This window comes from Massilia forsythiae (assembly GCF_012849555.1).
Lineage (GTDB): Bacteria > Pseudomonadota > Gammaproteobacteria > Burkholderiales > Burkholderiaceae_D > Telluria > Telluria forsythiae.
The window spans coordinates 4,511,674-4,532,615 of record NZ_CP051685.1 but is presented as its reverse complement, the minus strand read 5'-3'; the positions used below and the strand labels follow the sequence as shown (position 1 = coordinate 4,532,615).

Below are 20,942 nucleotides of genomic sequence, written 5' to 3'. Positions count from 1 at the left end.
GACCTAAAAACCGTCGTCCCCGCGAAGGCGGGGACCCATGCTGAGCGCCAAAAGTTGCCATCTTTGGAAATTTTATGATTGCTTCTGAGTACCAAATTCTCTTGCTCAGTATGGGTCCCCGCCTTCGCGGGGACGACGGAACAATCGAATGCATGCATCATTGGCTCACCGTGCCGTCTTCCACCACATCCACCAGCATCCGGTCCACTACCACGCCCGCATCGATACCGTACAGGCGCAGCGTGTGGGCGCCGGCACTCGTCACGCCGAGGTCCACCGGCACCAGGCGCCTGTTGTCGAGCACGCCCTGGGCCCACACGGCGTCGCCATCCCGGTTCGGTAGTTCCACCACCCTCGGCGTGCCATCGTCCAGCGCCAGCGCGAAACGCAGCGCGCCCGTGCTCGGATGGGTCGGCAGCAGCTGGACCCGCAGCGTCACCTTGCCGGCGCGCGCCAGGGTGACACGGTAGTCGAGGCGCGCGGCATCGCGGGCGACCTGCTGCGGCGTGGCGACATCCGCCGGCGCGCCCGATGCGGCGGCGGCGCCGGGCGCGAAGGCGGTGCCGGTTGCCGATGCAGGATAGCGCGGCGGCGCGGCTACCAGCGTCACGCCGCCCTCGCCGCTCGTCCCCAGGCCCGTCACCGCCTGCCAGGCGGCGGCGCCCGCCGCGCGCCGCTGATCGAAACGCTCGGCCTCGATCGACATCGGCGCTGCCAATTGCGCTGGTGCCGGTCGCGCTGCTGCCGATTGCGCCGCTGCCGGCGCGGCCGGAGGCGTATCCGCATACGCCGGCAGGCGCCACGGCCGCAAGCGGAACGACGGCCACTGCCCGTCGGCCGGCTCCTCGCGCATGAAGTGGCGCCACTTGCCGCCGGCCAGGTCGCCGTCCCAATACGCCGTCAGGCGCTGCAGGCGCAGGTCGGCGGCCAGCGCCGCGGCCTGGCTATCGCGCTCGCCACGCATGAAGCGCTCGCCCTCGATGAAGCGCTGGTTGGCCAGCGCCGCCGCCTGCACCGGGTAGGCCACCAGCTCGAACCAGGCATCGCGGTTGGCGGCGGGGATCGCCGGCTGCAGCGCCTCGACCCGCTCGCGCAGGCGCGCGAAGGCCAGCAGGCGCGCGTCGGCCTCGCCCGCATCCCAGGCGGCGGCGCGCGGCGTTTGCTTCGGCAGCCACCATTGCAGGTGCTCCGGCCGGCGCCGGAAATTCAGGCGGTACCAGTCCGCCATGATGGCCGCGATGGCGTCCGCCTGCGCCGCGCCGAACTCGCGCGCGGCCCAATGGCGCAGGTAGTCGCCCAGGTTGTCGGCGCGCCAGCGGTCGATGTCCCAGGCCAGCTGCAGGAAGAATTCGGTGCCGATCTCGGCCGGCTTGAGGTCGCCGACGTTGACGATCCAGACGCGGTCGGCGCCGGCATCGTATGAGCGGCGTAGTTCTTCCCACACCAGCGCCGGCGGCGTCGTCGCCAGCCACAGGTAGGACAGCGGCGCGCCCAGGTAGGACAGATGATAGTAGACGCCGAAGCCGCCGGCGCGCCCGCGCTCGGCCGGCGCGGTGAAGTTGCGCACGTAGCCGAAGTTATCGTCGGTCCACATGACGGTGACGTCGTCCGGCACCCGCAAGCCCTGGCGGTACTGGGCCAGCACTTCCTTGTACGGCACGAACAGTTGCGGCACCCGCGCCACCTGCGGGTCGACGTGTTTCGCCAGCAGCGCGCGCTGGTCGTCGAAGATGCGCTCGAGCAGCGCCGCCCGCTGCGCCGTGTCCTTCGGTCCCTGCATGGCCGAATCGTGGATGCCGCGCATGCCGACCGTGTATAGATTCTCGTAGCGGCCGTTGGCGGCGACGCGCTGTTCCCAATAGGCACGCACGCCGTCCCGGTTGGCCTGGTAGTCGTAGGCGGCGGCCGGCGCGGTCCACTCGCCCACGTTGTTGCGCAACATCGGCTCGGCGTGCGAGGAGCCCATGACGATGCCCCATTCATCGGCCAGGCGCGCGTTTTCCGGGTCGGCGTTGAAGGCCGGGGTGCCGGGGTGCATGGCCGGCCACAGCGTGTTCGCCTTCAGGCGCAGCAGCAGCTCGAACAGGCGCGCATGGGTCCTGGGGCCGATGCCGCCGTGCTCCGGCTCGAAGGTGCGCGCGGCCCACGGCTGCAGGCCCCAATCCTCGTCGTTGAGGAACACGCCGCGGTACTTGACCGACGGCGGGCCGAAGCGGCGCAGGCCGGCGGCCACGTACAGCGCGTCGCGCCGCGGCGGCGCCACGTCGGCCCACCAGTGCCAGGGCGAGACGCCGATCGCCTGCGCCAGCTCGTAGACGCCGAAGGCGGTGCCGCGCGGGTCGCTGCCGACGATCGCCAGCGCGCGCTCGACGCCGGGCAGCGGCCGCTCCACGGTGGCAATGACGAAGCTTTCCCATGTGCCGCGCAGGCCGGACAGGTCGATCTTGCCGCCGGCCGCGAGCGCATCGGCCAGCGCGCTCTTGCCCAGCGTGCCGACCAGCACCACGGGACCGGGCGTCGCTACGCCGGACGCCGGCGCCACATGCCACGCGCGCAGGTCCGGGCGGCGTCCGCTCACCCGCTCGACGTCGGCGGCCAGGTCGCGCAGCGCGTGCCCGACCACGGCGGCATCGGCCGGGTCGGACAGCAGCGCGGCCGCGCCGGCGCCGGTCGCCAGCGGGAAGTCGGCGGCGGCGCCGGTGGCGCGTATCCAAGACGTGGCGTAGCCGGCGGGCAGCGCGGCGGCGGGCGATGCGGCGGCGGCCCGCGCCGCGGCGCCGGCGAGCAGCGATGCAGCCAGCAACACCAGGAACAGCCAACCCGCGAGCAGCGGACCAGGGAACAGCAATCGGCGCGGCATCCTTCCTCCCCTATTTCCAGCATGGTAGCCGCGGCCGGCGCCGGCCGGACGGCGCGCGCATAAAACTCAAGCGGGTGAGCGTTCGGGCGCGCCGCCGGGATGCAGCGGCGCGGGCCTACGCCACCTTCACCAGCAATTTACCGGTATTGGCGCCCTCGAACAGCATGTTCAAGGCGTGCGGCAGGCGCTCGAAACCTTCCACCACGGTCTCGTCGAGGAACACCTCGCCGGAACGCACCCAGGGCGCGACCACCGTACGCAGTTCGTCCATGCGGTGCACGAAGTCGCGCGCCAGGATGCCCTGCGCGGTGGCGCGCTGGAACAGCAGGTGCTGCAGCACGCGCGGCGCCAGTTCGGGCGCATCGATGCCGCCTTCGTACTGGCTGATGGTGCCGCACACGACGATGCGCGCGCGCAGCTTGATCAGCGGGATGACGGCATCGCTGACGGCGCCGCCGACGTTGTCGAAATAGATGTCGACGCCACCGCTCTGGCGCGCCACCTCGGCCGCCAGCGCCTCGGTACTCGCGAATGCCTTGTAGTCGACCGCGCCGTCCAGGCCCAGCCGTCCGGTCAGCCAGGCGCACTTGGCCGGGCCGCCGGCGATGCCGATCACGCGGCAGCCGGCGCGCTTGCCGAACTGCGCCACCAGCGATCCGACCGCGCCGGCCGCGCCCGACACCACCAGCGTGTCGCCGGGACGGGGCCGGCCGGCTTCCATCAGCCCGAACCAGGCGGTGCGGCCCGGCATGCCGAGCACGCCGAGCGCGCTGGTCACCGGCGCCGCCGCCGGATCGAGCTTGTGCAGCTGGGACGCGTGGCATTTGTCGTGGGTCTGCCAGCCGTTGTAGCCGAGCACCCAGTCGCCGGGCCGCAGCGCCGCGCTGCTGGAAGCCAGCACCTGCGACACCGCGCCGCCCTGCTGGACGATGCCGAGCGGGTGCGGCGCGTCGTAGGTGCGGCGGGTGTGCTGCTGCACGCGCATGTAGGGGTCGACGCTGAGGTAGCGCGCCCCCAGCAGGACTTCGCCCTCGGCCAGACGGTCGTCGATCGGCGTCTCGCGCAAGGTGTAATGGTCGGCGCCGACGCGGCCCGTGGGCTGCCTGGCGTAGATCCATTGGCGGTTGGTGTAGGTGGTGGCGGTCATGTTCGCTCCTGTGGTCGATGTGCGAAAAATTATCGGCCGCCCGATCTTTCCCGAAAAGCGATAAAAATGACATAATCGTTTCCCGCCATTCACGCATCGCCCTCATGCCCGACCTCGAAACCCTGCGCCATTTCCTCGCCATCGCCACCCACGGCAGCCTGGCGGCGGCCTCAGCACAGCTGCACCTGACGCCCGGCGCGCTGTCGAAATCGCTCAAGCGCCTGGAAGAGCAGTTGCAGGTGACGCTGTTCGACCGCGACGGCCGCGCGTTGCGGCTGAACCTGAATGGCGAGCGCCTGCGCCCGCGCGCCGCGGCCCTACTGGCCCAGGCCCGCCAGGTGCAGTTCGACTTCGCCGGCGAAAAGCACGCCTTCGCCTGCCGCATCGCGGCGCCCGCGCTGCTGCACGTGCACTGGGCGGAAACGCTGGCGACGCGGGTGGCGCAGTCCTATCCGAAAGCCACGGTCGGCATCGAGCAGATGAGCGAGGCGCAGGCGCTGCGCGCGCTGGTCAACGGCGACGCGGACGTGGCGCTGGTCACCGGCGGCGTGCTGGAAGGGCTGGACGCGCGCCTGGCCAGCCGCGCATTGGGCGACACCGAGTTCCGCGTCGCCATCGGCGCCGCCCATCCCCTGCATGCGGCGCGCTTTCCCGGCGGCGCCGCGATCGAGGACGTTGTCGCGCACGACTTCGCGGCCTTGCTGACGCCGCCCTTCGCGCAGCTGGAAACGGGCGTGTCGAGCGACGGCTGGCACGACGAGCGTTTCCCGCGCACGATCCGCTACCGCAGCGACGACCTGGCGCTGCTGTGCAAGCTGGTGCGCACCGGGCAGGCGCTGGCCTACCTGCCGGACCGCCTGATCCGCGACCTGGGCCTGGACATCCTCCCGATCGGCGGCTGCCCGTATTTCTGCCGCCAGAGCGTGGCGCTGGTGGTTGACCGCGCGCACGCGCCGGGCTGGATCGGGCACGTGGCCGACGGCGCGCCATGGCCGCCGCTGGAGGACGCACGGGCCTGAGCGCGATAGCCGTCCGCGCTACGCCCCGATCGCGCCCATTCAGGCCGCGACCGTGAAGCGCGCACGCACGTGGCGCGGCTGCTCGATCTCGTCGACCGCCGCCAGCGCCAGGTCGGCCACCGAGATGCCGGCCGGCCGCGTGCCATCCATCAGCAGGTCGTCGCCGCCCGTGCGGTAGCGGCCGCTGCGCGCGCCCGGCGCCAGCATCGCCGGCGGGCTGAGGAAGGCCCAGTCGAGCGCAGTGTTGGCGCGCAGCGCCGTGAGGGCATCGCGCGCGGCGCGCGCGCCCGGCACCACCTTGGCCGGCACGTGGTCGGTGAACTGCGGCGTGTCGACCAGTTGCACGCCCGGCGCCACGAACAGGCTGCCGGCGCCGCCGACCACCAGCAGGCGGCGCACGCCGGCCGCCTCGACGCCGCGCTCGATGGCGGCGCTGCCGCGCAGGAACAGGGCGTACAGGTCCGGCTCGTCCCAGCCGGGGTTGAAGGCCGAGATGACCGCGTCGTGGCCGCGCACGGCGGCGGCGACGCGCTCGCTGTCGTAGACGTCGCAGGCCAGCGCCGTCAGCCCCGGCGCGGGCGCCAGCTTGCCGACGTTGCGCACGATGGCGGTGACCCGGTGGCCGCGGCCGAGCAGCTCGGCCAGGACGGCGGCGCCGACGAAACCGGTGGCGCCGATGAGGGCGATGTTCATGGTGATTCCTTATGGTTGGAGCCGCTAACACGAGCCGCAGGGCAAGGGGCGCGGCCCACCGACGCATTGTCGAAGACAGCACGCCAGTACGGCGAGACGAATGCAACGCCGCCATGCGGCTCGTGTTCGCGGCTCTTATGGATGAGCCATGCATGTTAGCTATGATGGACGCATGCGATAAGCCGGTTGGCATCGCCAACAGCTTGAAGCGCAGCTTAACGATGGAAAGGCAATATCCAGGATGTTGGACGACCTGAAAGCGATGGCGGTATTCGCCGAAACCGTCGACGCCGGCTCGATGAGCGCCGCCGCGCGCCGCCTGCAGATGACGCCCTCGGCGGTCAGCCAGGCCATCCGCGCGCTGGAGTCGCGCGGCGGCGTCACGCTGCTGCACCGCTCGACGCGCAAGCTGGCGCTGACCGAGGCCGGCGAGCGCTACTACCCGCACTGCCGGCGCCTGCTCGATGCCGGCCAGGCCGCGGCCGATTCGCTACAGCTGGCGCGCGACGCCCCCAGCGGCGAACTGCGGGTGGCCGCCCCGGTCGGCTTCGCCGGCCACATCGCGCCGGCGCTGGCGCCGCTGCTGGCCGACGCGCCGCTGCTGCGCCTGCGGCTGCTGGTCGACGACGCCATGATCGACCTGATCGAGGCGCGCATCGACATCGCGGTGCGCGCCGGGCGCCTGGCCGATTCCGGCTGGACCGCACGCCGCCTGTGCGAGCTGCGCACCGTGCTGTGCGCGGCGCCGGACTACCTGGCGCGCCACGGCACGCCGCTGGCCCCGGAAGAACTGCCGGCGCACCAGTGGCTGGCGCTGGGACGCGCGCCGCAGGCGGGCGCGCGCACCGGCCCGGCGGCCGCGCCGGATGCCGTGGCGGCGCCGGCCGCGTCGTCGCGCGCGGTAACGATGGCGCTCGACCTGACCGCGCCCGACGGCGCCGTACACGGCGTGGCGCTGCAGGCGCGCATCGCCAGCAACAGCCAGGTCGCGCTGCAGCAGATGTGCGAGCACGGCCTGGGCATCGCCCACCTGGCCGAAGCCGACGCCGCCCCGGCCCTGCAGCGCGGCGCGCTGGTGCGGGTGCTGCCGGCGTGGCGCCTGGCGGCGCTGCCGGTGGCGGCACTGACGGCGCGGCGCGACGGCGAAGCGGCCAAGGTGCGCGCCGCGCTCGACCACCTGAAACGCTATTTCGCGACCCTGCCCGGCGCCGCCGCTTGAGCCGCTGCGGCCGTGGTTCGCACCGGCGCCGCGCATCTGCTACGCTATGGGGCGATGGAGCGGCACGACGGCCGCGCTTTCCCCACCAATCATCATGAACGGAACGACATGACCCAACCGACCCAGCCGACCCCGCAAGACAGCGACCTCCCCCTCGACATGATCATCTTCGGCGGCGTCGGCGACTTGGCGATGCGCAAGCTGCTGCCGGCGCTGTACATGGCCTACCTGCACGGCAACCTGCCGAGCGCGACGCGCATCCTCTCCACCGGCCGCCAGGACTACGACCGCCAGGCCTACCTGGACCACGTCGAGACCAATTCGCGCGGCTTCATCGCCGAGGCCAACTTCAACGCCAAGACCTGGGACGGCTTCCTGCAGCTGCTCGAGTACGTCAAGCTCGACGTCCAGGCCGCCCCCGCCTTCGACGCGCTGGCGCAGGCCTCGCGCGACGGGGCCCAGCGCGTGTTCTACCTGTCGACCGCGCCTTCGCTGTTCACCACCATCTGCGAAAAGCTGGCCGCCGCCGGCCTGGTCGACGCGCGCGCGCGCGTGGTGCTGGAAAAGCCGCTCGGCCAGGACCTGGCCTCGGCGGTGGAGATCAACGAGGCGGTCGGCGCCCACTTCGCCGAATCGCAGATCTACCGCATCGACCATTACCTGGGCAAGGAAACCGTGCAGAACCTGATGGTGCTGCGCTTCGGGAACTCGATCCTGGAACCGCTGTGGCGCGCGCCGAACATCTCCAGCGTGCAGATCACGGTGGCCGAGGAAGTCGGCGTCGGCAGCCGCGCCGGCTTCTACGACGGCACCGGCGCCATGCGCGACATGGTGCAGAACCACCTGCTGCAGCTGCTGTGCATCGTCGCCATGGAGCCGCCCACCTCGCTGGCGCCGGACGCGGTGCGCGACGAGAAGCTGAAGGTGCTGCATTCGCTGCGCCGCATGGGCCTGGCCGACATCGCGCGCGACACCGTGCGAGGCCAGTACAAGCACGGCGCCAGCGGCAACCAGGAAGTGCCGGGCTACCTCGAAGAGAAGAACGTCCCGGCCGGCAGCAAGACCGAGACCTTCGTCGCGCTGCGCGCCTACGTCGACACCTGGCGCTGGTCCAAGGTGCCGTTCTACCTGCGCACCGGCAAGCGCATGACGCGCCAGTCGTCGAAGATCGTGATCGAGTTCGCGAATCCGCCGTTCCCGCTGTTCCCGGGCAGCCAGGAAGGCGTGGCCAACCGCTTGGTGATCGAGCTGCAGCCGGAAGAAGCGATCAAGCTGCAGATCATGGCCAAGCAGCCCGGCAGCGGCATGGAGATGCAGCAGGTGGCGCTGAACCTCGACCTGCAGTCGGCCTTCCAGCAGCGCCGCGCGGAAGCCTACGAGCGCCTCCTGATCGACGTGGTGCGCGGCCGCCTGACCCACTTCATGCGCCGCGACGAACTGGAAGCGGCGTGGGCCTGGGCCGATCCGATCATCGAGGGCTGGAAGACGCTGGACGAGAAGCCGCACGGCTACGCGGCCGGCTCGTGGGGGCCGGCGGAATCGTTCGCGCTGCTGGCGCGGGATGGGTTCAGCTGGGTCGAGTGATCCCGCGGCATACCGTGATGGGAAGTACGCTGCGCCTGCGACGTGCGGGCGCAGCCGGTGTGCCTCAATCGTCGATAATGGATGTCACCATGCCCGACAAGGGCCGGTTGGCATGATTCAACGTAGCGCGAGGATGGCGAGCGCTTCATGCCCTGCGCGCCGTTATATCGTCAGGATAGCTCGGAGACACGTAAATTGTCGTAGATGGCCTGTCTCGACCAAGTCCCTCGATCGCTTTCTTGGCTAATGCAATGTCGAAGTTTTCCAAGTTTGCCTTCATGGCTTCCAGAAAGCCTTCGACGCCGTCGTCTTCCCAGCCGATGTCCACGGCATGAAATTCCGCCATGACGTCGTACACATAGTGCCCCGGGGTGTACGGCTCCTTCATCAGTACTTGAACGTTTTGAAACAGGCACCATGGGATCCAATACGTCTCGCCAGTGTCGATGTGCCGTACACCAACCGCTCCATCTGCATAAATCAGCTTGCGTGCACCCGAATGTTCACTGGCTCGTACCTCTTGCAGGGTCCGAGATCCTTCAATCTTCGCTTTCTTGCAGAAGAACTTGAGTAAAGAAGTCATTCTGTTTTTTGACATGTATTCCGGCATTTGCAGCAGAAATTAAAAAAATCGAACTACCGTTACCGGCCATCTTCCGTTGCACAGCGATTGGACCGGCGATCCGCATCGCTGTCATCAAGGCATGCCCCGCTGTGCGAAACAACCGATGACAGCGAATTTGAAGGATGAGCCGCCGACAATGCACGACCACCAACTTAGTCGATGATCTCCACGTGCGCTTCGAGCCATACGGTCGGCCTGGCGTTCAAGATGGACACGGGGTTCGCGTTCAAGCTGAACTTCATTGACCTGTGGCTACCGCTCACCCGGATTTCCGCGCTCGAAACGGCCAGCGGCTGCGGCCCGCATATCGAACAGAGCGGCACGGCATCTGGCGTCACCACGGCAACGGACGCAGTCGCGTAAGCAGTAAAGTCCTTCGAAATAGCCTTTGCCCCTGATACATGGACATTGAGATCCTCTCCATCCCTCGGCATGCGACAGCCCGGAATGTCCCATCCATTGGCGCCCGCGGCATTACCTTCGTCGGCATAGACGGGGATCTTCCCGCGGACCTTGCAAAGCTCGCTTATTTTGCTGACTCGACCATGACTCGCTTCGATTAATCGAACCTCGACCGTCATCATCGCTTTACGCAGCAGACGCGGTGACGGCGGCGGCGGCGGAATTGCCTGCGCGGGCAACATGCCCAATAGAAACCACGTTACCAGCAATTGGTTTCGGGATGGCATGTATTTGCTTGCAGCCACTGGCTTACCGTGCGCATCGACGCTTTTGCCAACTTGTCCCATTGTCGTATCACGTGAAATATTTGCCTCCGCCTCGCCTGAACAACGATGGATCGTTGGGCAGGCATTTGCCGAATGCCGTGTAGATCGACTCGACATTCGACCGGCGCAGCATCACCGTGCAGATGAATGGATCGCCGATCCAGTGCGGCTGAAAGCGCCCTCCGGGAACATCGGCCTTGAACTGGATCGTCACCCTGGCTTGCGTCAGATCCTCGGCCCGCAGGTTCTTTAAAGTGGACCCATCAGTCAAGACACTCAGCCGGCTAGTTTAAGCTGTGTCCGTTTCCACTTCAGCAGCTGCCCGGCGCTGCCCCGTACTGCCGATTTTTTCTTGCTCTAGGCCCGCGTCGCCGAACCTGTCGACGATCAGCGCACCGCCTCCGACACCGGCGCGGTAGACATGATCCGGCGTCTCATATCTCAACGCCTGATGCGGTCGCTCGGCGTTGTAGAACACAAAGTACTGCGCCAGGCCGACTGTTAGTTCGGGCATGTTGGCATAACCCTTCAGGTACACGTCTTCGTACTTCACGTTGCGCCACAAGCGCTCGACGAAGATGTTGTCCAGCGCCCGCCCGCGTCCGTCCATGCTGATCGCCACACCTTCGCGCTTGAGCACGCCGGTAAAGGCGTCGCTGGTGAACTGCGCGCCCTGGTCGCTGTTGAATACATCCGGCCTGCCGTGGTGGCGCAGCGCATCTTCCAGGCAGTCCACGCAGAACGACGCGTCCATGCTGTTGCTGATGCGCCAGGCCAGTACCCGGCGCGAGTACCAGTCGATGATCGCCACCAGGTAGGCAAAGCCACGCGCCAGGCGGATATAGGTCAGATCCGTACTCCACACCTGGTTCGGTCGCGTGACTGCTACCCCGCGCAACAGGTATGGATAGACCTTGTGCTGCGGATGCGGCTTGCTCGTCGCCGGCCCCGGCGCCATGCCCGCCAGACCCATTTCCCGCATCAAGCGCTGCACGCGCTTGCGATTGACCTGGTGCCCTCGACCTCGCAGGAACACCGCCATGCGCCGGCTACCGTAGAACGGCCGGCCGGTGTATTCCTCGTCGATCAGGGCGCGCAATCGGTCGTCTTCCTCGTTCATGCATGCCTGGCGTGTTACCGCTTCCAGCCGCCGATACACCGTCGAACGCGGCACGCCGGCCAGTTCGCACTGCATGGTCAGCGGCATCGCGTCTTCCCGCGCAATCCACCGTGCCCGCTCGGCAGGACTCATTCCCCAAGCTTTTTTTTGAGCCAATCCACCTGCATCTTCAACTTGCCGATCTCGCTGTACAGCTTGTCCTCGGGACTGCTTTCGTCCACCGGCTTCGGCCCGCGCTTGACGTCGAACAGCGCGCCGGCGTTCTCCAGAATCTCCTTCTTCCACTGCGTCACCAACTGCGGATGCACGTCGTGCTCCTGCGCGATCTCGTTGATCGTCTTCACCCCGCGCACCGCTTCCAGCCCGAGCTTGCCCTTGAACTCGGCACTGTGCACCCTGCGTTTTTTACCTTCACTCATTCGCTGTCATCCTTTCGCGGACGACAGCTTAAACCACTGTCTCAAATTCGGGGTCCACTATACTTCTTCGACAGGGCCTTGCCGAGGAAGTCGGCATAACGCGCTGCAATCGAATCCGCCCCGGGTCCCGCCGGCGTGGCGGTTCGCGCCAGCAGATCGAGCGTGACGAGGTATGGCGCTTCCTGCACTTCCCGGTAGAGCATGCCCAACGCCCAGAACCCGTCCAGTGCATTGCAGCGCGAGTAAAAGGAATCGAGCAGACCTGCCGCGACGTGGTTCATGCGATTGCGTATTGCCATTGGACGTTTTCATCCTTTCTTCGACATCATATGGTATCGACCGCATGCGGCCGTCCGGACAAGCATAGCAGGCTGGCGGTCCGCAAAAAGTCATACACTGTCATGACCGGTCCGGATCGGCCCGTCGCATCCACCGCCAATCCAGAACATCCGCCCAGTACGTCCGCACCCCTGCTCCTTGCTCATCCTTAACGGGCGATGTCCTGCGGTATCGTGCGCTCGCCAATACGACCCTCCTGCTAGCCTGACAACTCGAATAATCGATTGGCATTGGAGCGGACATGAGCAAGACGGTGGGCGATTTCGTGGTGGAACGGCTGGTGGAATGGGGCGTCAAGAAGATCTTCGGCTATCCCGGCGACGGCATCAACGGCGTGATCGGCGCCCTCGCCCGCGCCAAGGGCAAGATCGAATTCATCCAGGTGCGGCACGAGGAAATGGCGGCCTTCATGGCGGCGGCGCACGCCAAGTTCACCGGCGAACTGGGCGTGTGCCTGTCCACCGGTGGCCCCGGCGCCTCGCACCTGGTGACCGGCCTGTACGACGCCAAGCTGGACCACCAGCCGGTGCTGGCCATCGCCGGCCAGGCGGCGCGCACCGCGCGCGGCGCCCACTACCAGCAGGAAATCAACCTCGAGCGCATGTTCAGCGACGTCGCCGACTTCGTGCAGGAAGCCTCGGTGCCGTCGCAGGTGCGCCACCTGATCGACCGTTCGATCCGCACCGCGCTGGGCAACCGCAGCGTCGGCGTGCTGATACTGCCCAACGACCTGCAGGAAGAGAAGTACGAGGACCCGCCGCACGCGCACGCCAGCGTCACCTCCAGCGTCGGCTACACGCGCCCGCGCGTGGTGCCGTACGAGGTCGACCTGCGCCGCGCCGCCGAGGTGCTCAATGCCGGCAAGAAGGTAGCGATCCTGGTCGGCGCCGGGGCCTTCGGCGCCACCGATGAGATCATCGCCGTGGCCGACCGCCTGCAGGCCGGTGCCGCCAAGGCGCTGCTGGGCAAGGCGGTGCTGCCGGACGACCTGCCGTGGGTGACCGGCTCGATCGGCATCCTGGGCACCAAGCCGAGCTGGGACATGATGAACGATTGCGACACGCTGCTGATGGTCGGCACCGCGTTCCCCTACGTCGAGTTCCTGCCCAAGGAGGGCAAGGCGCGCGCGGTGCAGATCGACATCTCGCCGACCATGCTCGGCATCCGCTACGCCACCGAGGTCAACCTGCACGGCGACAGCGCCGAGACCCTGCGCGCGCTGCTGCCGCTGCTGGAGCAGAAGGCCGACCGCGACTTCCGCGACGGCATCGAATCCGGCATGCGCGACTGGCACAAGACGCTGGAAGAGCGCGCGCTGGCGCCGGCCAACCCGGTCAATCCGCAGCGCGTGGTGTGGGAACTGTCGCCGCGCATTCCGCACGACGCCATCGTCACCAGTGACTCCGGCTCGTGCGCCAACTGGTATGCGCGCGATTTGCAGGTGCGGCGCGGCATGATGTGCTCGCTGTCCGGCGGACTGGCGTCGATGGGGGCGGCGGTGCCGTACGCCATCGCCGCCAAGTTCGCGCATCCGTCGCGCCCAGTGGTGGCGCTGGTCGGCGACGGCGCGATGCAGATGAATAACATGGCCGAGCTGATCACGGTGGCCAAGTACTGGCGCGAGTGGAAGGACGGGCGCTGGATCGTGTGCGTGTTCAACAACCAGGACTTGAACCAGGTGACCTGGGAGCAGCGCGTGATGGAAGGCGACCCGAAATTCGAGGCCAGCCAGGACCTGCCGGACGTGCCGTACTGGCGCTTCGCCGAGCTGGTCGGCCTGAAAGGCATCTTCTGCGACGATCCGGACAAGGTCGGCGCGGCCTGGGCCGAGGCGCTGGCGTCCGACAAGCCGGTGGTGCTGGAGTTCAAGACCGATCCGGAAGTGCCGCCGCTGCCCTCGCACATCACGTTGGAGCAGGCCAAGAACCTGACCTCGACCCTGCTGCACGGCGACCCGAGCGAAGGCTCGATGCTGAAAGGCGTGGCGCGCCAGGTGCTCAGCGCGATCCTGCCCAAGGACAAATCCTGACGACGACGGGGGCGTTAGCCGCCTCCGGCAGCATGGATACGTTGGGTACTCTAGCCGTCAGGCCGATCATACCGTCGGCCTGTGCCCACCGTAATCGAGCAATTCCAAGCATGAAACTCGCACTCGGCGCCCGTTTTCGCGCAGCTTATGCGCAAAACGCTCAACTTTATTCGGAATCCGATCAAGCACCTGCGCACTTTGTAGTCAAATCACAACACATGTAACGAGAAGTAACCGATAAATCCCGGAAATGGAATTTACAACTTTGCATTATAGAAATGCTATGCAAAAGTATGTACGTCCGTGATCACCGGCAGGCCTACCTTGCCTGCCCGGCCGATGCGTGCGATCCAACAATAAAACCATCACCCGGGAGTCGTTGTGAAGCACAAGAGCACCTTGCAAAAGAACGCCGTCGCACTGGCGTTGACCTTGGCCTTTCCTGCCGTTGCCGCCGCACAGGAAAACATCCAGCCCACCACGCCGATGCAGCGCGTCGAAGTCACGGGCAGCAGCATCAAGCGCACCGATGCGGAAGCGGCCGGCTCGGTCCAGGTCCTGACCCGCGACGATATCGAAAAGATCGGCAAGACGACCGCCCTCGAGATCCTCACCAGCACCGCGGCCATCAATACCGACCTGAGTTCCGCCACCGGCGGGTCGGGCGGTTTCGCCACCGGCGCGTCCGGCATCAGCATGCGCGGCCTGAACAAGGTGTCGACCCTGGTGCTGGTCAACGGCCGCCGTATCGCCCCGTACGGCCTGGCCGACGGCGCCCAGCAGAACTTCACCAACCTCGACGCGATCGCCAGCGATGCCATCGAACGCATCGAGATCCTGAAGGACGGCGCCTCGGCGATCTACGGTTCCGACGCCATCGCCGGCGTGGTCAACATCATCCTGCGCAACAATTTCCAGGGAGCGCGCATACGCGCCCAGTACAAGGAAGCGCAGCACTTCAAGGACATGCGCAACCGCAACGTGGCCGCCATCTTCGGCTACGGCGACCTGGAGCAGCAGGGCTTCAATACCTACCTGAGCGTGGAAGGCTACAAGACCGACGGCTACAGCACCGGCGACCTGCGCAGCCACTATCCGGACTGGCACCGCCTGACGCCGGGGCGCTCGACCTGGGACGCCAAGAGCACTTATTCGCCGACCGGCAATTACTATCGCAGCAGCACCAACATCGTCGCCGCGCCCGGCTGCCCGGCCGACGCCATCGACCCGAGCGACAAGCTGTGCAAATGGGACTTGCTGCCGTACACCGGCCTGGCCACCGACAACAAGCGCCACGCGCTGGTCAGCAACACCCATTTCAAGCTGGGCAAGGAGATCGACGCCAACCTGGAAATCACCCATTCCGCCGCGACCACCGACTACATCGTGGCGCCGTTCGCCACCAATAACGGCGGCTCGACCACGTCCACCAGCGTCTGGTACAACGTCTACGCCGGCAAGATGGTCGGCCCGTTCTCCTATCCCAAACTGCCGGTCGGCCACCCGAACAACCCGTATTCGGTGGCGACCGAATACCGTGCGCGCCTGCTGGACACCGGCGACGGCTTCAACTTCAACCGCACCGACGCCGAGCAATCGCGCGTGATGCTGGCGCTGAGCGGCACCATCGCCGGCTTCGACTGGAAGTCGGCGGCCGGCTGGATGAATTCGACCGCGACCAAGGCCACGCGCGCGGTGAGCGCCACCGGCTACACCAACGCGATCGTCAACGGCACCTACAAGTTCGGCCAGCAGAACGACCGCGCGCTGCTGGAAACCATGTTCCCGGTGCGCACCACCGACGGCAAGGCCCAGGTGAAATTCTTCGATGCGACCGTGTCGGGCACCGTGGCCCAGTTGCCGGCCGGCCCGCTGAATATCGCGGTCGGCACCGACATCCGCAGCAACGCCTACCGCATGAAGAGCTCGGACAACGTGCTGAACGGCGAACTGGTCGGCATCTTCGGCCTGCAGGTGGACGACCAGGTCGGCCAGTACGCGCTGTTCACCGAAGCCGTGGCGCCCTTGACCAAGAACCTCGAATTGAACGCCGCGCTGCGCGCCGACAAGACCGACAATGCCGAGGCGCACGTGTCGCCCAAGCTCGGCCTGCGCTTCAACGTCAGCGACAGCCTGCTGCTGCGCGCCACCGCGTCCGGCGGCTTCCGCGCGCCGAACATCGTCGAGTCCGGCAACGGCCTGGGCCGCAGCTCGGTGGCGACCAGCGTGGTCGACCCGCGCCGCTGCCCGATCGCGACCCAGCTCAACAAGCTGGTGCAGGGCGCGGCGGGCGCGACCACGGCGGACAAGGCGCAGGCCAACACCTTCCAGAACAACGAGTGCCTGACCTCGCTGCCCAGCTTCGTCGCATCCAACCCGGATCTGAAGCCGGAAACCTCGCGTTCCGTCACCACCGGTTTCGTGTTCGAACCGGTCAAGAACTGGACCATGGCCCTCGATTACTACTTCATCGAGCGCCGCAACGAGATCGGCACGCGCAGCGTGGCCGACATCTTGAACGGCGAAGCCAGCCTGCCGGCCGGCCAGCTGATCCGGGTCGACAATACCGCCAACGACAACGAGTTCCTGGCGCTGGTGCGCAAGTACGCGCCGGGCAACACCCTGAACTACGGCGGCGTCGGCAAGCTGGGGCTGGTCTACAACCCGTACGTCAACAGCGGCCGCACGCGCGCTTCCGGCTTCGACTTCGACGCGTCCGGACGCGTGCGCGTGGCCGGCGTCGACGTGCGCCTGAAGCTGGACGGTAACTACCTGTGGAAGTTCCAGGAATTCAACGTGGCCAACAACGCCTACTATCCGAACGAAAGCGGCACCTACGACGTCGGCTCGCGCCTGAAGTTGCGCGCGCGCGCCTACGTCAAGCACGGCGACTGGGACCATGGCCTGACCGGGAACTTTTCCAGCGGCTACAGCAACAACAGCATCTCGTCGCCGACCTACTGCGCCACGCAAAAAGTCGCCGCCGAATACCTGGCCAACTGCGAGCGCGTGGGCACCAACACCACCTTCGACTACAGCCTGACCTACAGCGGCATCCACCACGTGCGCCTGAATTTCTACGTCGACAATATCGCCGACAAGGATATTCCGATCCGCTGGCGCGACGGCTACACGTCGAATCCGCAGTTGCGCAAGTTCGGCTTCGCGGCCAGCTACACGCTGTGATCCGCACGGCGGCGCCGGCATGGCGCCGCCTCGCCGGGACTGGGCCGCGGCCCGGTCCTTCGATCACGTCATTGCATGAACCAGCCGTGGCTGACCACGATCGATTGCCCGGTCAGCGCGTTGGTCGGGAACGCCGCCAGGAACAGCGCGGTCTGGGCGACGTCGTCGACGGTGGTGAATTCGCCGTCGACGGTATCCTTCAGCATCACGTTCTTGACCACCTCGTCCTCGCTGATGCCCAGTTCCCTGGCCTGCTCGGGAATCTGCTTTTCCACCAGCGGCGTGCGCACGAAGCCCGGGCAGATCACGTTGGCGCGCACGCCGTGCGCGGCGCCTTCCTTGGCCACCGTCTTGGCCAGGCCGACCAGGCCGTGCTTGGCCGTCACGTACGGTGCCTTGAGTTTCGAGGCTTCCTTCGAGTGCACCGATCCCATGTAGATGACGCTGCCGCCGCGGCCCTGCGCATACATCAGCTTCAGGCAGGCGCGCGTGGTGAGGAAGGCGCCGTCCAGGTGGATCGCCAGCATCTTCTTCCAGGCGCCGAAGTCGAACGACTCGACCGGGTTGACGATCTGGATGCCGGCGTTCGAGACCAGCACGTCGATGCCGCCGAACTTGGCCGCCACCGCGGCGATGCCGGCCTCGACCTGCTCCTCGCTGGTGACGTCCATCGCCACCGCCAGCGCGCGCTCGCCGGACGGGTCGAGTTCGCGCGCCGCCGCCTGCGCCGCGGCCAGGTCGAGGTCGGCGATGGCGACCTTGGCGCCGTTGTCGAAGTAGGTCCTGGCGATCTGCTTGCCGATGCCGCTGGCGGCGCCGGTGACGACGGCGACCTTGTCATTCAAATTCATGTCGGTTCCTTGTAGCTTGGTTCATGCGGGTTGAGGGAGTGGCTGCGCCGGCGCCGTCAGGAAATCGTAGACGGCCGGATTGTCGGCGGCGGCGGGCAGCCGGAAGATCTCGTCGTGCGCCAGCGTCCTGGCGGCGTCGGCATAGCCGGCCTGCCAGTGGTCGTTCATGGTGCGGCGCGAGAACTCGAAGTCCTTGCACTGGCCTTCGTAGGTCGGCGAGCGGTACACCAGCTCGACGATGCCGTACAACGCCGGGCCGGACGCCTCGGCCAGCAGGCGCGCCTGCGGCGTGGCGGCCAGCGCCGGCGGCATCTGCGCCAGCAGTTCGTTGAACGCGGTGCGCAGCTTTTCGGTGCGGCGGAAGGCATCGGTGGCGCTGCGCGTGCGGCTCGAGTACTGGATTTCCTTCATGCGCGTGGCCACGCCGGCCAAGTCGCTCGGCACCTCGCCGCGCGCGCTCCACAGGTCGACCTGGAACACCAGCGTATCCAGGCGCGCGCGCGAGGACAGCACCCAGTCGAGCGGCGTGTTGGACACCATGCCGCCGTCCCAGTAGCGCTCGCCGTCGATCTCGACCGCGTCGAAGCCGGGCGGCAGCGCGCCGCTGGCCATGATGTGCTCGGGACCGATGCGGTCGGCGGCGTTGTCGAAGTAGGCGAAGTTGCCGGTGCGGACATTCACCGCGCCGATGCTCAGGCGCGTCTCGCGCGCGTTGATGCGCTCGAAATCGACCAGGCGCTCGAGCGTGGCGCGCAGCGGCGCGGTGTCGTAGTAGCTGGTGGCGCCGCTGCCGAACGGCGCCAGGTAGGGCGGCGGCAGGCGCGGCTCGAAGAAGCCGGGCACGCCCTGCACCAGCACGCGCCCGGCGGCGGCCTGGTTCAGCCAGGCGCGCCAGACGTCGGCCAGCGCCAGGGCGTTCCACTGGTCGCCCAGCACGCCGTCGCCGGCGGCGCTGACGCCTTCCCAGAACTCGCGCAGGCGCGCCACCCGTTGCGCGCGCGGGTTGCCGGCGATGATGGCGCTGTTGATGGCGCCGATCGAGATGCCCGAGATCCAGGTCGGCTCGATGCCCTGCTCCAGCATGCGCTCGTACACGCCGGCCTGGTAGGCGCCGAGCGCGCCGCCGCCCTGCAGCACCAGCGCGATGCTCTGGAAATCGGTGGCGCACGGACGGGGCGGCTCGGCGGGCGCGCGCCGTCCCTCGTGCAATACGCTGTCGTCGCGTCTATTCACGTTCCGGCACCGGCACGTTGAAGCCGTTCAGCGTGGTCGACACCAGCGCGTACAGCCCGACCAGGTAGATCAGCTCGTTGGTGGCGTGCTGGCCGAAGGTGCCCAGCGCCAGCCGGTACAGCGGCTCCGGCAGCACGCCGCCGCGCGCCAGCGCGTGGGAAAAGTCGAAGGCGACGTTTTCTTCCTTGCTCAGGTCGGTCGGCTTGACGCCCGCCACCAGCGCGGCCAGGCGCTCGGGCGACATGCCCTCGTGCTCGGCCACCGCCACGTGCGCGTACAGCTCGTAGGCGGCGTTGTAGCGCGCGCCCACCACCAGGATGGCGATCTGGCGCACGTTGTCGGGCAAGGCGGCATTGGCGGTCATCGCCAGGGTCAAATCCCAGATCGCCTTGCCGATCGCGGGCTCGTGCAGCCACGGATTCCACGGGCCCATCAGGGCCCCGTCCTCGCGCTCGACCTTGAAGGCGTTGAAGTTGCTGGCGATACCCTTGCGCATTTCGTCGTACAAGGGCCGTTGTTCGGCGTTGAGTTCGGCCGGGGGGATGAGTGGCAGGCGCAATCGATTCCTCACGAATGTGTTGACGGGAAAAGGCAGCGCCGCTGGAAAGAACATGCCTCGGCGCGTCCGTTACCATTCTGGCACTGCGCGGCTTCGCATGCTGTACGATTGAATGCGGACGCAATATTTACGCGGGGCTGGCCATGAGCGCGGATCGATTGAATCACCGGTACCTGCACCGGTTCCTGCTGTCGACCGGCGACGACGTGCTGGTAGAAGCCAACCCGGTAGATGCCGTCTGTGACATCGGGCTGGAAGGACAGGCGGCGAAGACCGTATCGCCGCGCGAATGGCAAGAGCGCAACCTGCTCGGCTACGCACTCGTGAAAGTACGCACCGCCATGCGCGCATGAAACGGACGCGCATTTTTGTCCAGGAAACCATCGACCAGGGCTGTCACGGCCTGGTCGACCGACGCCTTGTGGGCCAGCAAGCCGGGATGCAAGACATAACACAACTCGATGGCGTCCGAATAGCGCCGATCGGCACTCGCGTTCATGCCGTCGGTAGTCGAATAACGGATGATGTGCCCTTGTGCCGTCAGTGCAAACACTTCTTCCGATACTTCTCCCTTGTGCACCGGCCCCTGCAAGCGGCGCAGCGAAGCCATGTCGGCTTGCGCATTCAATGGCAAATCCTGCGCTTCGACCTGCAGGCCGCTCCTGCCGAACGCGAATTCGGCGCGCGTCCTTTGCATGCCGATATTTTCGATGAGGAGCGCGATGACGTTGCCGGTATCGCCCGGGAAAGCCTCCGGCCGCAAATCCGGATAGGAAAAATAGACCCAAACGAACGGCATGTCCGGCTTGGGATCGTAGCCGGTAAAGTACGCGACCGGAATCCGTAGTTCGACCACGCGATTGCCTTCGGTCAGTCGCACCGTGCCGGCATAGTCCGGCCTGGTGCAGCCAGCGATGCCCGCCGAGGCCAGCGCGGCCATGAGTGAACGCCGATTCATCGCTGTCGGGTCCACATTATCCGTGCACCAGCGGCGCCAGCTGCACCGGCCCCTGCATCGGCGCCGGATGCAGCGGCCGCGTGGCGAAGTCCATGCCGGACAGGCCGAACAGCACCGTCAGCGCCACCAGTCCGACCATCGCCGCGGTCCAGATCAGGCCGTGGCTGGAGCGCAGGCGCATGAAGAACCACAGCACCAGTGCCGCCTTGACGGCGGCGATGCCCAGGCTGATCGGGCCGCTCCAGGCGCCCAGCCGCAGCAGCGCCAGCCCGGCGCTCGCCGCCAGCAGCAGCACGAGCGCGATCCAGACCAGCACCAGCGTCACTTCATCCTTGCGCGCGTCCTGCTTGCGCGTCTTCTTGTCATCGTCCAT

Annotated in this window: 19 protein-coding genes; 6 read left to right on the top strand and 13 right to left on the bottom strand. The window is 67.2% G+C overall.

Going from position 1 to position 20,942, the window contains the following annotated elements:
- Positions 1–157: 157 nt before the first annotated feature.
- Together HH212_RS19175 and HH212_RS19170 are read right to left on the bottom strand one after the other, a co-directional pair.
- Positions 158–2,860, bottom strand: coding sequence for a glycosyl hydrolase 115 family protein (locus tag HH212_RS19175; protein ID WP_170203966.1), 2,703 nt, complete (start codon positions 2,858–2,860; stop codon positions 158–160).
- Positions 2,861–2,975: 115 nt separating this feature from the next.
- On the bottom strand, positions 2,976–4,007 hold the full coding sequence (locus HH212_RS19170; protein WP_170203965.1) for an NADP-dependent oxidoreductase: 1,032 nt from the start codon (positions 4,005–4,007) through the stop codon (positions 2,976–2,978).
- Positions 4,008–4,111: 104 nt separating this feature from the next.
- Between HH212_RS19170 and HH212_RS19165 the strand changes: the two genes are divergently transcribed.
- A complete protein-coding gene (locus tag HH212_RS19165) occupies positions 4,112–5,026 on the top strand; it encodes a LysR family transcriptional regulator (protein WP_170203964.1) in 915 nt (304 codons plus the stop codon).
- Positions 5,027–5,065: 39 nt separating this feature from the next.
- Here the strand turns inward: HH212_RS19165 and HH212_RS19160 are convergent, their stop codons facing one another.
- Positions 5,066–5,719, bottom strand: a complete 654-nt coding sequence (locus tag HH212_RS19160) for an NAD(P)-dependent oxidoreductase (RefSeq protein WP_170203963.1) — start codon at positions 5,717–5,719, stop codon at positions 5,066–5,068.
- A gap of 241 nt (positions 5,720–5,960) precedes the next feature.
- Between HH212_RS19160 and HH212_RS19155 the strand changes: the two genes are divergently transcribed.
- Positions 5,961–6,938 (top strand): LysR family transcriptional regulator, encoded by a 978-nt coding sequence (locus tag HH212_RS19155; protein WP_308633216.1) that lies wholly within the window; start codon positions 5,961–5,963, stop codon positions 6,936–6,938.
- Positions 6,939–7,046: 108 nt separating this feature from the next.
- A complete protein-coding gene (zwf, locus tag HH212_RS19150) occupies positions 7,047–8,522 on the top strand; it encodes a glucose-6-phosphate dehydrogenase (RefSeq protein ID WP_170203962.1) in 1,476 nt (491 codons plus the stop codon).
- Positions 8,523–8,667: 145 nt separating this feature from the next.
- On the opposite strand, the gene HH212_RS19145 is transcribed toward zwf, so the two are convergent.
- The 5 genes from HH212_RS19145 to HH212_RS19125 all read right to left on the bottom strand — a co-directional run bounded on the left by HH212_RS19145 (position 8,668) and on the right by HH212_RS19125 (position 11,695).
- Positions 8,668–9,105 carry a hypothetical protein gene (locus HH212_RS19145; protein WP_170203961.1) on the bottom strand — a complete coding sequence of 146 codons (438 nt, stop codon included), beginning with the start codon at positions 9,103–9,105 and terminating at the stop codon, positions 8,668–8,670.
- Between the two features lie 194 nt (positions 9,106–9,299).
- Positions 9,300–9,896, bottom strand: coding sequence for a hypothetical protein (locus HH212_RS19140; protein ID WP_170203960.1), 597 nt, complete (start codon positions 9,894–9,896; stop codon positions 9,300–9,302).
- Between the two features lie 7 nt (positions 9,897–9,903).
- Positions 9,904–10,089 (bottom strand): hypothetical protein, encoded by a 186-nt coding sequence (locus tag HH212_RS19135; RefSeq protein ID WP_170203959.1) that lies wholly within the window; start codon positions 10,087–10,089, stop codon positions 9,904–9,906.
- A 75-nt stretch (positions 10,090–10,164) separates the two neighbouring features.
- Positions 10,165–11,414 (bottom strand): IS3 family transposase gene (locus HH212_RS19130; protein ID WP_229217358.1). Its coding sequence is split into 2 segments (ribosomal slippage): positions 10,165–11,129 and positions 11,129–11,414, totalling 1,251 coding nucleotides; the frame shifts between segments, so codons are not numbered across the junction.
- 41 nt (positions 11,415–11,455) lie between these two features.
- The gene (locus HH212_RS19125; RefSeq protein WP_170203958.1) at positions 11,456–11,695 is read right to left on the bottom strand and encodes a hypothetical protein; all 240 of its coding nucleotides are present in this window, start codon (positions 11,693–11,695) and stop codon (positions 11,456–11,458) included.
- Positions 11,696–11,994: 299 nt separating this feature from the next.
- Between HH212_RS19125 and HH212_RS19120 the strand changes: the two genes are divergently transcribed.
- Complete coding sequence (locus tag HH212_RS19120) at positions 11,995–13,782, top strand: thiamine pyrophosphate-requiring protein (protein WP_170203957.1); 1,788 nt, start codon at positions 11,995–11,997, stop codon at positions 13,780–13,782.
- A gap of 381 nt (positions 13,783–14,163) precedes the next feature.
- On the top strand, positions 14,164–16,968 hold the full coding sequence (locus HH212_RS19115; RefSeq protein WP_229217357.1) for a TonB-dependent receptor plug domain-containing protein: 2,805 nt from the start codon (positions 14,164–14,166) through the stop codon (positions 16,966–16,968).
- Positions 16,969–17,036: 68 nt separating this feature from the next.
- Here the strand turns inward: HH212_RS19115 and HH212_RS19110 are convergent, their stop codons facing one another.
- The 3 genes from HH212_RS19110 to HH212_RS19100 are packed head-to-tail and all read right to left on the bottom strand — an operon-like array spanning position 17,037 to position 19,611.
- Positions 17,037–17,819: a 3-hydroxybutyrate dehydrogenase gene (locus HH212_RS19110; RefSeq protein ID WP_170203956.1), complete on the bottom strand. Its 783-nt coding sequence runs from the start codon at positions 17,817–17,819 to the stop codon at positions 17,037–17,039.
- Between the two features lie 21 nt (positions 17,820–17,840).
- Entirely contained in the window at positions 17,841–19,028 is a 1,188-nt protein-coding gene (locus tag HH212_RS19105; RefSeq protein ID WP_170205547.1) for a patatin-like phospholipase family protein, read from the bottom strand.
- 16 nt (positions 19,029–19,044) lie between these two features.
- Entirely contained in the window at positions 19,045–19,611 is a 567-nt protein-coding gene (locus HH212_RS19100; RefSeq protein WP_170203955.1) for a carboxymuconolactone decarboxylase family protein, read from the bottom strand.
- A gap of 143 nt (positions 19,612–19,754) precedes the next feature.
- Between HH212_RS19100 and HH212_RS19095 the strand changes: the two genes are divergently transcribed.
- Complete coding sequence (locus HH212_RS19095) at positions 19,755–19,964, top strand: NADAR domain-containing protein (RefSeq protein WP_170203954.1); 210 nt, start codon at positions 19,755–19,757, stop codon at positions 19,962–19,964.
- On the opposite strand, the gene HH212_RS19090 is transcribed toward HH212_RS19095, so the two are convergent.
- Together HH212_RS19090 and HH212_RS19085 are read right to left on the bottom strand one after the other, a co-directional pair.
- Positions 19,925–20,551, bottom strand: a complete 627-nt coding sequence (locus HH212_RS19090; protein WP_170203953.1) for a hypothetical protein — start codon at positions 20,549–20,551, stop codon at positions 19,925–19,927. The genes HH212_RS19095 and HH212_RS19090 overlap by 40 nt on opposite strands.
- Positions 20,552–20,585: 34 nt before the next feature.
- The gene (locus tag HH212_RS19085) at positions 20,586–20,942 is read right to left on the bottom strand and encodes a cytochrome C oxidase subunit IV family protein (RefSeq protein ID WP_170203952.1); all 357 of its coding nucleotides are present in this window, start codon (positions 20,940–20,942) and stop codon (positions 20,586–20,588) included.

Coding starts and splice junctions, on each gene's coding strand:
- HH212_RS19165 (WP_170203964.1), top strand. CDS start 4,112: ATGCCCGACCTCGAAACCCTGCGCCATTTCCTCGCCATCGCCACCCAC.
- HH212_RS19145 (WP_170203961.1), bottom strand. CDS start 9,105: ATGACTTCTTTACTCAAGTTCTTCTGCAAGAAAGCGAAGATTGAAGGA.
- HH212_RS19155 (WP_308633216.1), top strand. CDS start 5,961: ATGTTGGACGACCTGAAAGCGATGGCGGTATTCGCCGAAACCGTCGAC.
- zwf (WP_170203962.1), top strand. CDS start 7,047: ATGACCCAACCGACCCAGCCGACCCCGCAAGACAGCGACCTCCCCCTC.
- HH212_RS19090 (WP_170203953.1), bottom strand. CDS start 20,551: ATGGCCGCGCTGGCCTCGGCGGGCATCGCTGGCTGCACCAGGCCGGAC.
- HH212_RS19170 (WP_170203965.1), bottom strand. CDS start 4,007: ATGACCGCCACCACCTACACCAACCGCCAATGGATCTACGCCAGGCAG.
- HH212_RS19120 (WP_170203957.1), top strand. CDS start 11,995: ATGAGCAAGACGGTGGGCGATTTCGTGGTGGAACGGCTGGTGGAATGG.
- HH212_RS19085 (WP_170203952.1), bottom strand. CDS start 20,942: ATGGACGATGACAAGAAGACGCGCAAGCAGGACGCGCGCAAGGATGAA.
- HH212_RS19175 (WP_170203966.1), bottom strand. CDS start 2,860: ATGCCGCGCCGATTGCTGTTCCCTGGTCCGCTGCTCGCGGGTTGGCTG.
- HH212_RS19110 (WP_170203956.1), bottom strand. CDS start 17,819: ATGAATTTGAATGACAAGGTCGCCGTCGTCACCGGCGCCGCCAGCGGC.
- HH212_RS19160 (WP_170203963.1), bottom strand. CDS start 5,719: ATGAACATCGCCCTCATCGGCGCCACCGGTTTCGTCGGCGCCGCCGTC.
- HH212_RS19095 (WP_170203954.1), top strand. CDS start 19,755: ATGAGCGCGGATCGATTGAATCACCGGTACCTGCACCGGTTCCTGCTG.
- HH212_RS19125 (WP_170203958.1), bottom strand. CDS start 11,695: ATGAACCACGTCGCGGCAGGTCTGCTCGATTCCTTTTACTCGCGCTGC.
- HH212_RS19140 (WP_170203960.1), bottom strand. CDS start 9,896: ATGGGACAAGTTGGCAAAAGCGTCGATGCGCACGGTAAGCCAGTGGCT.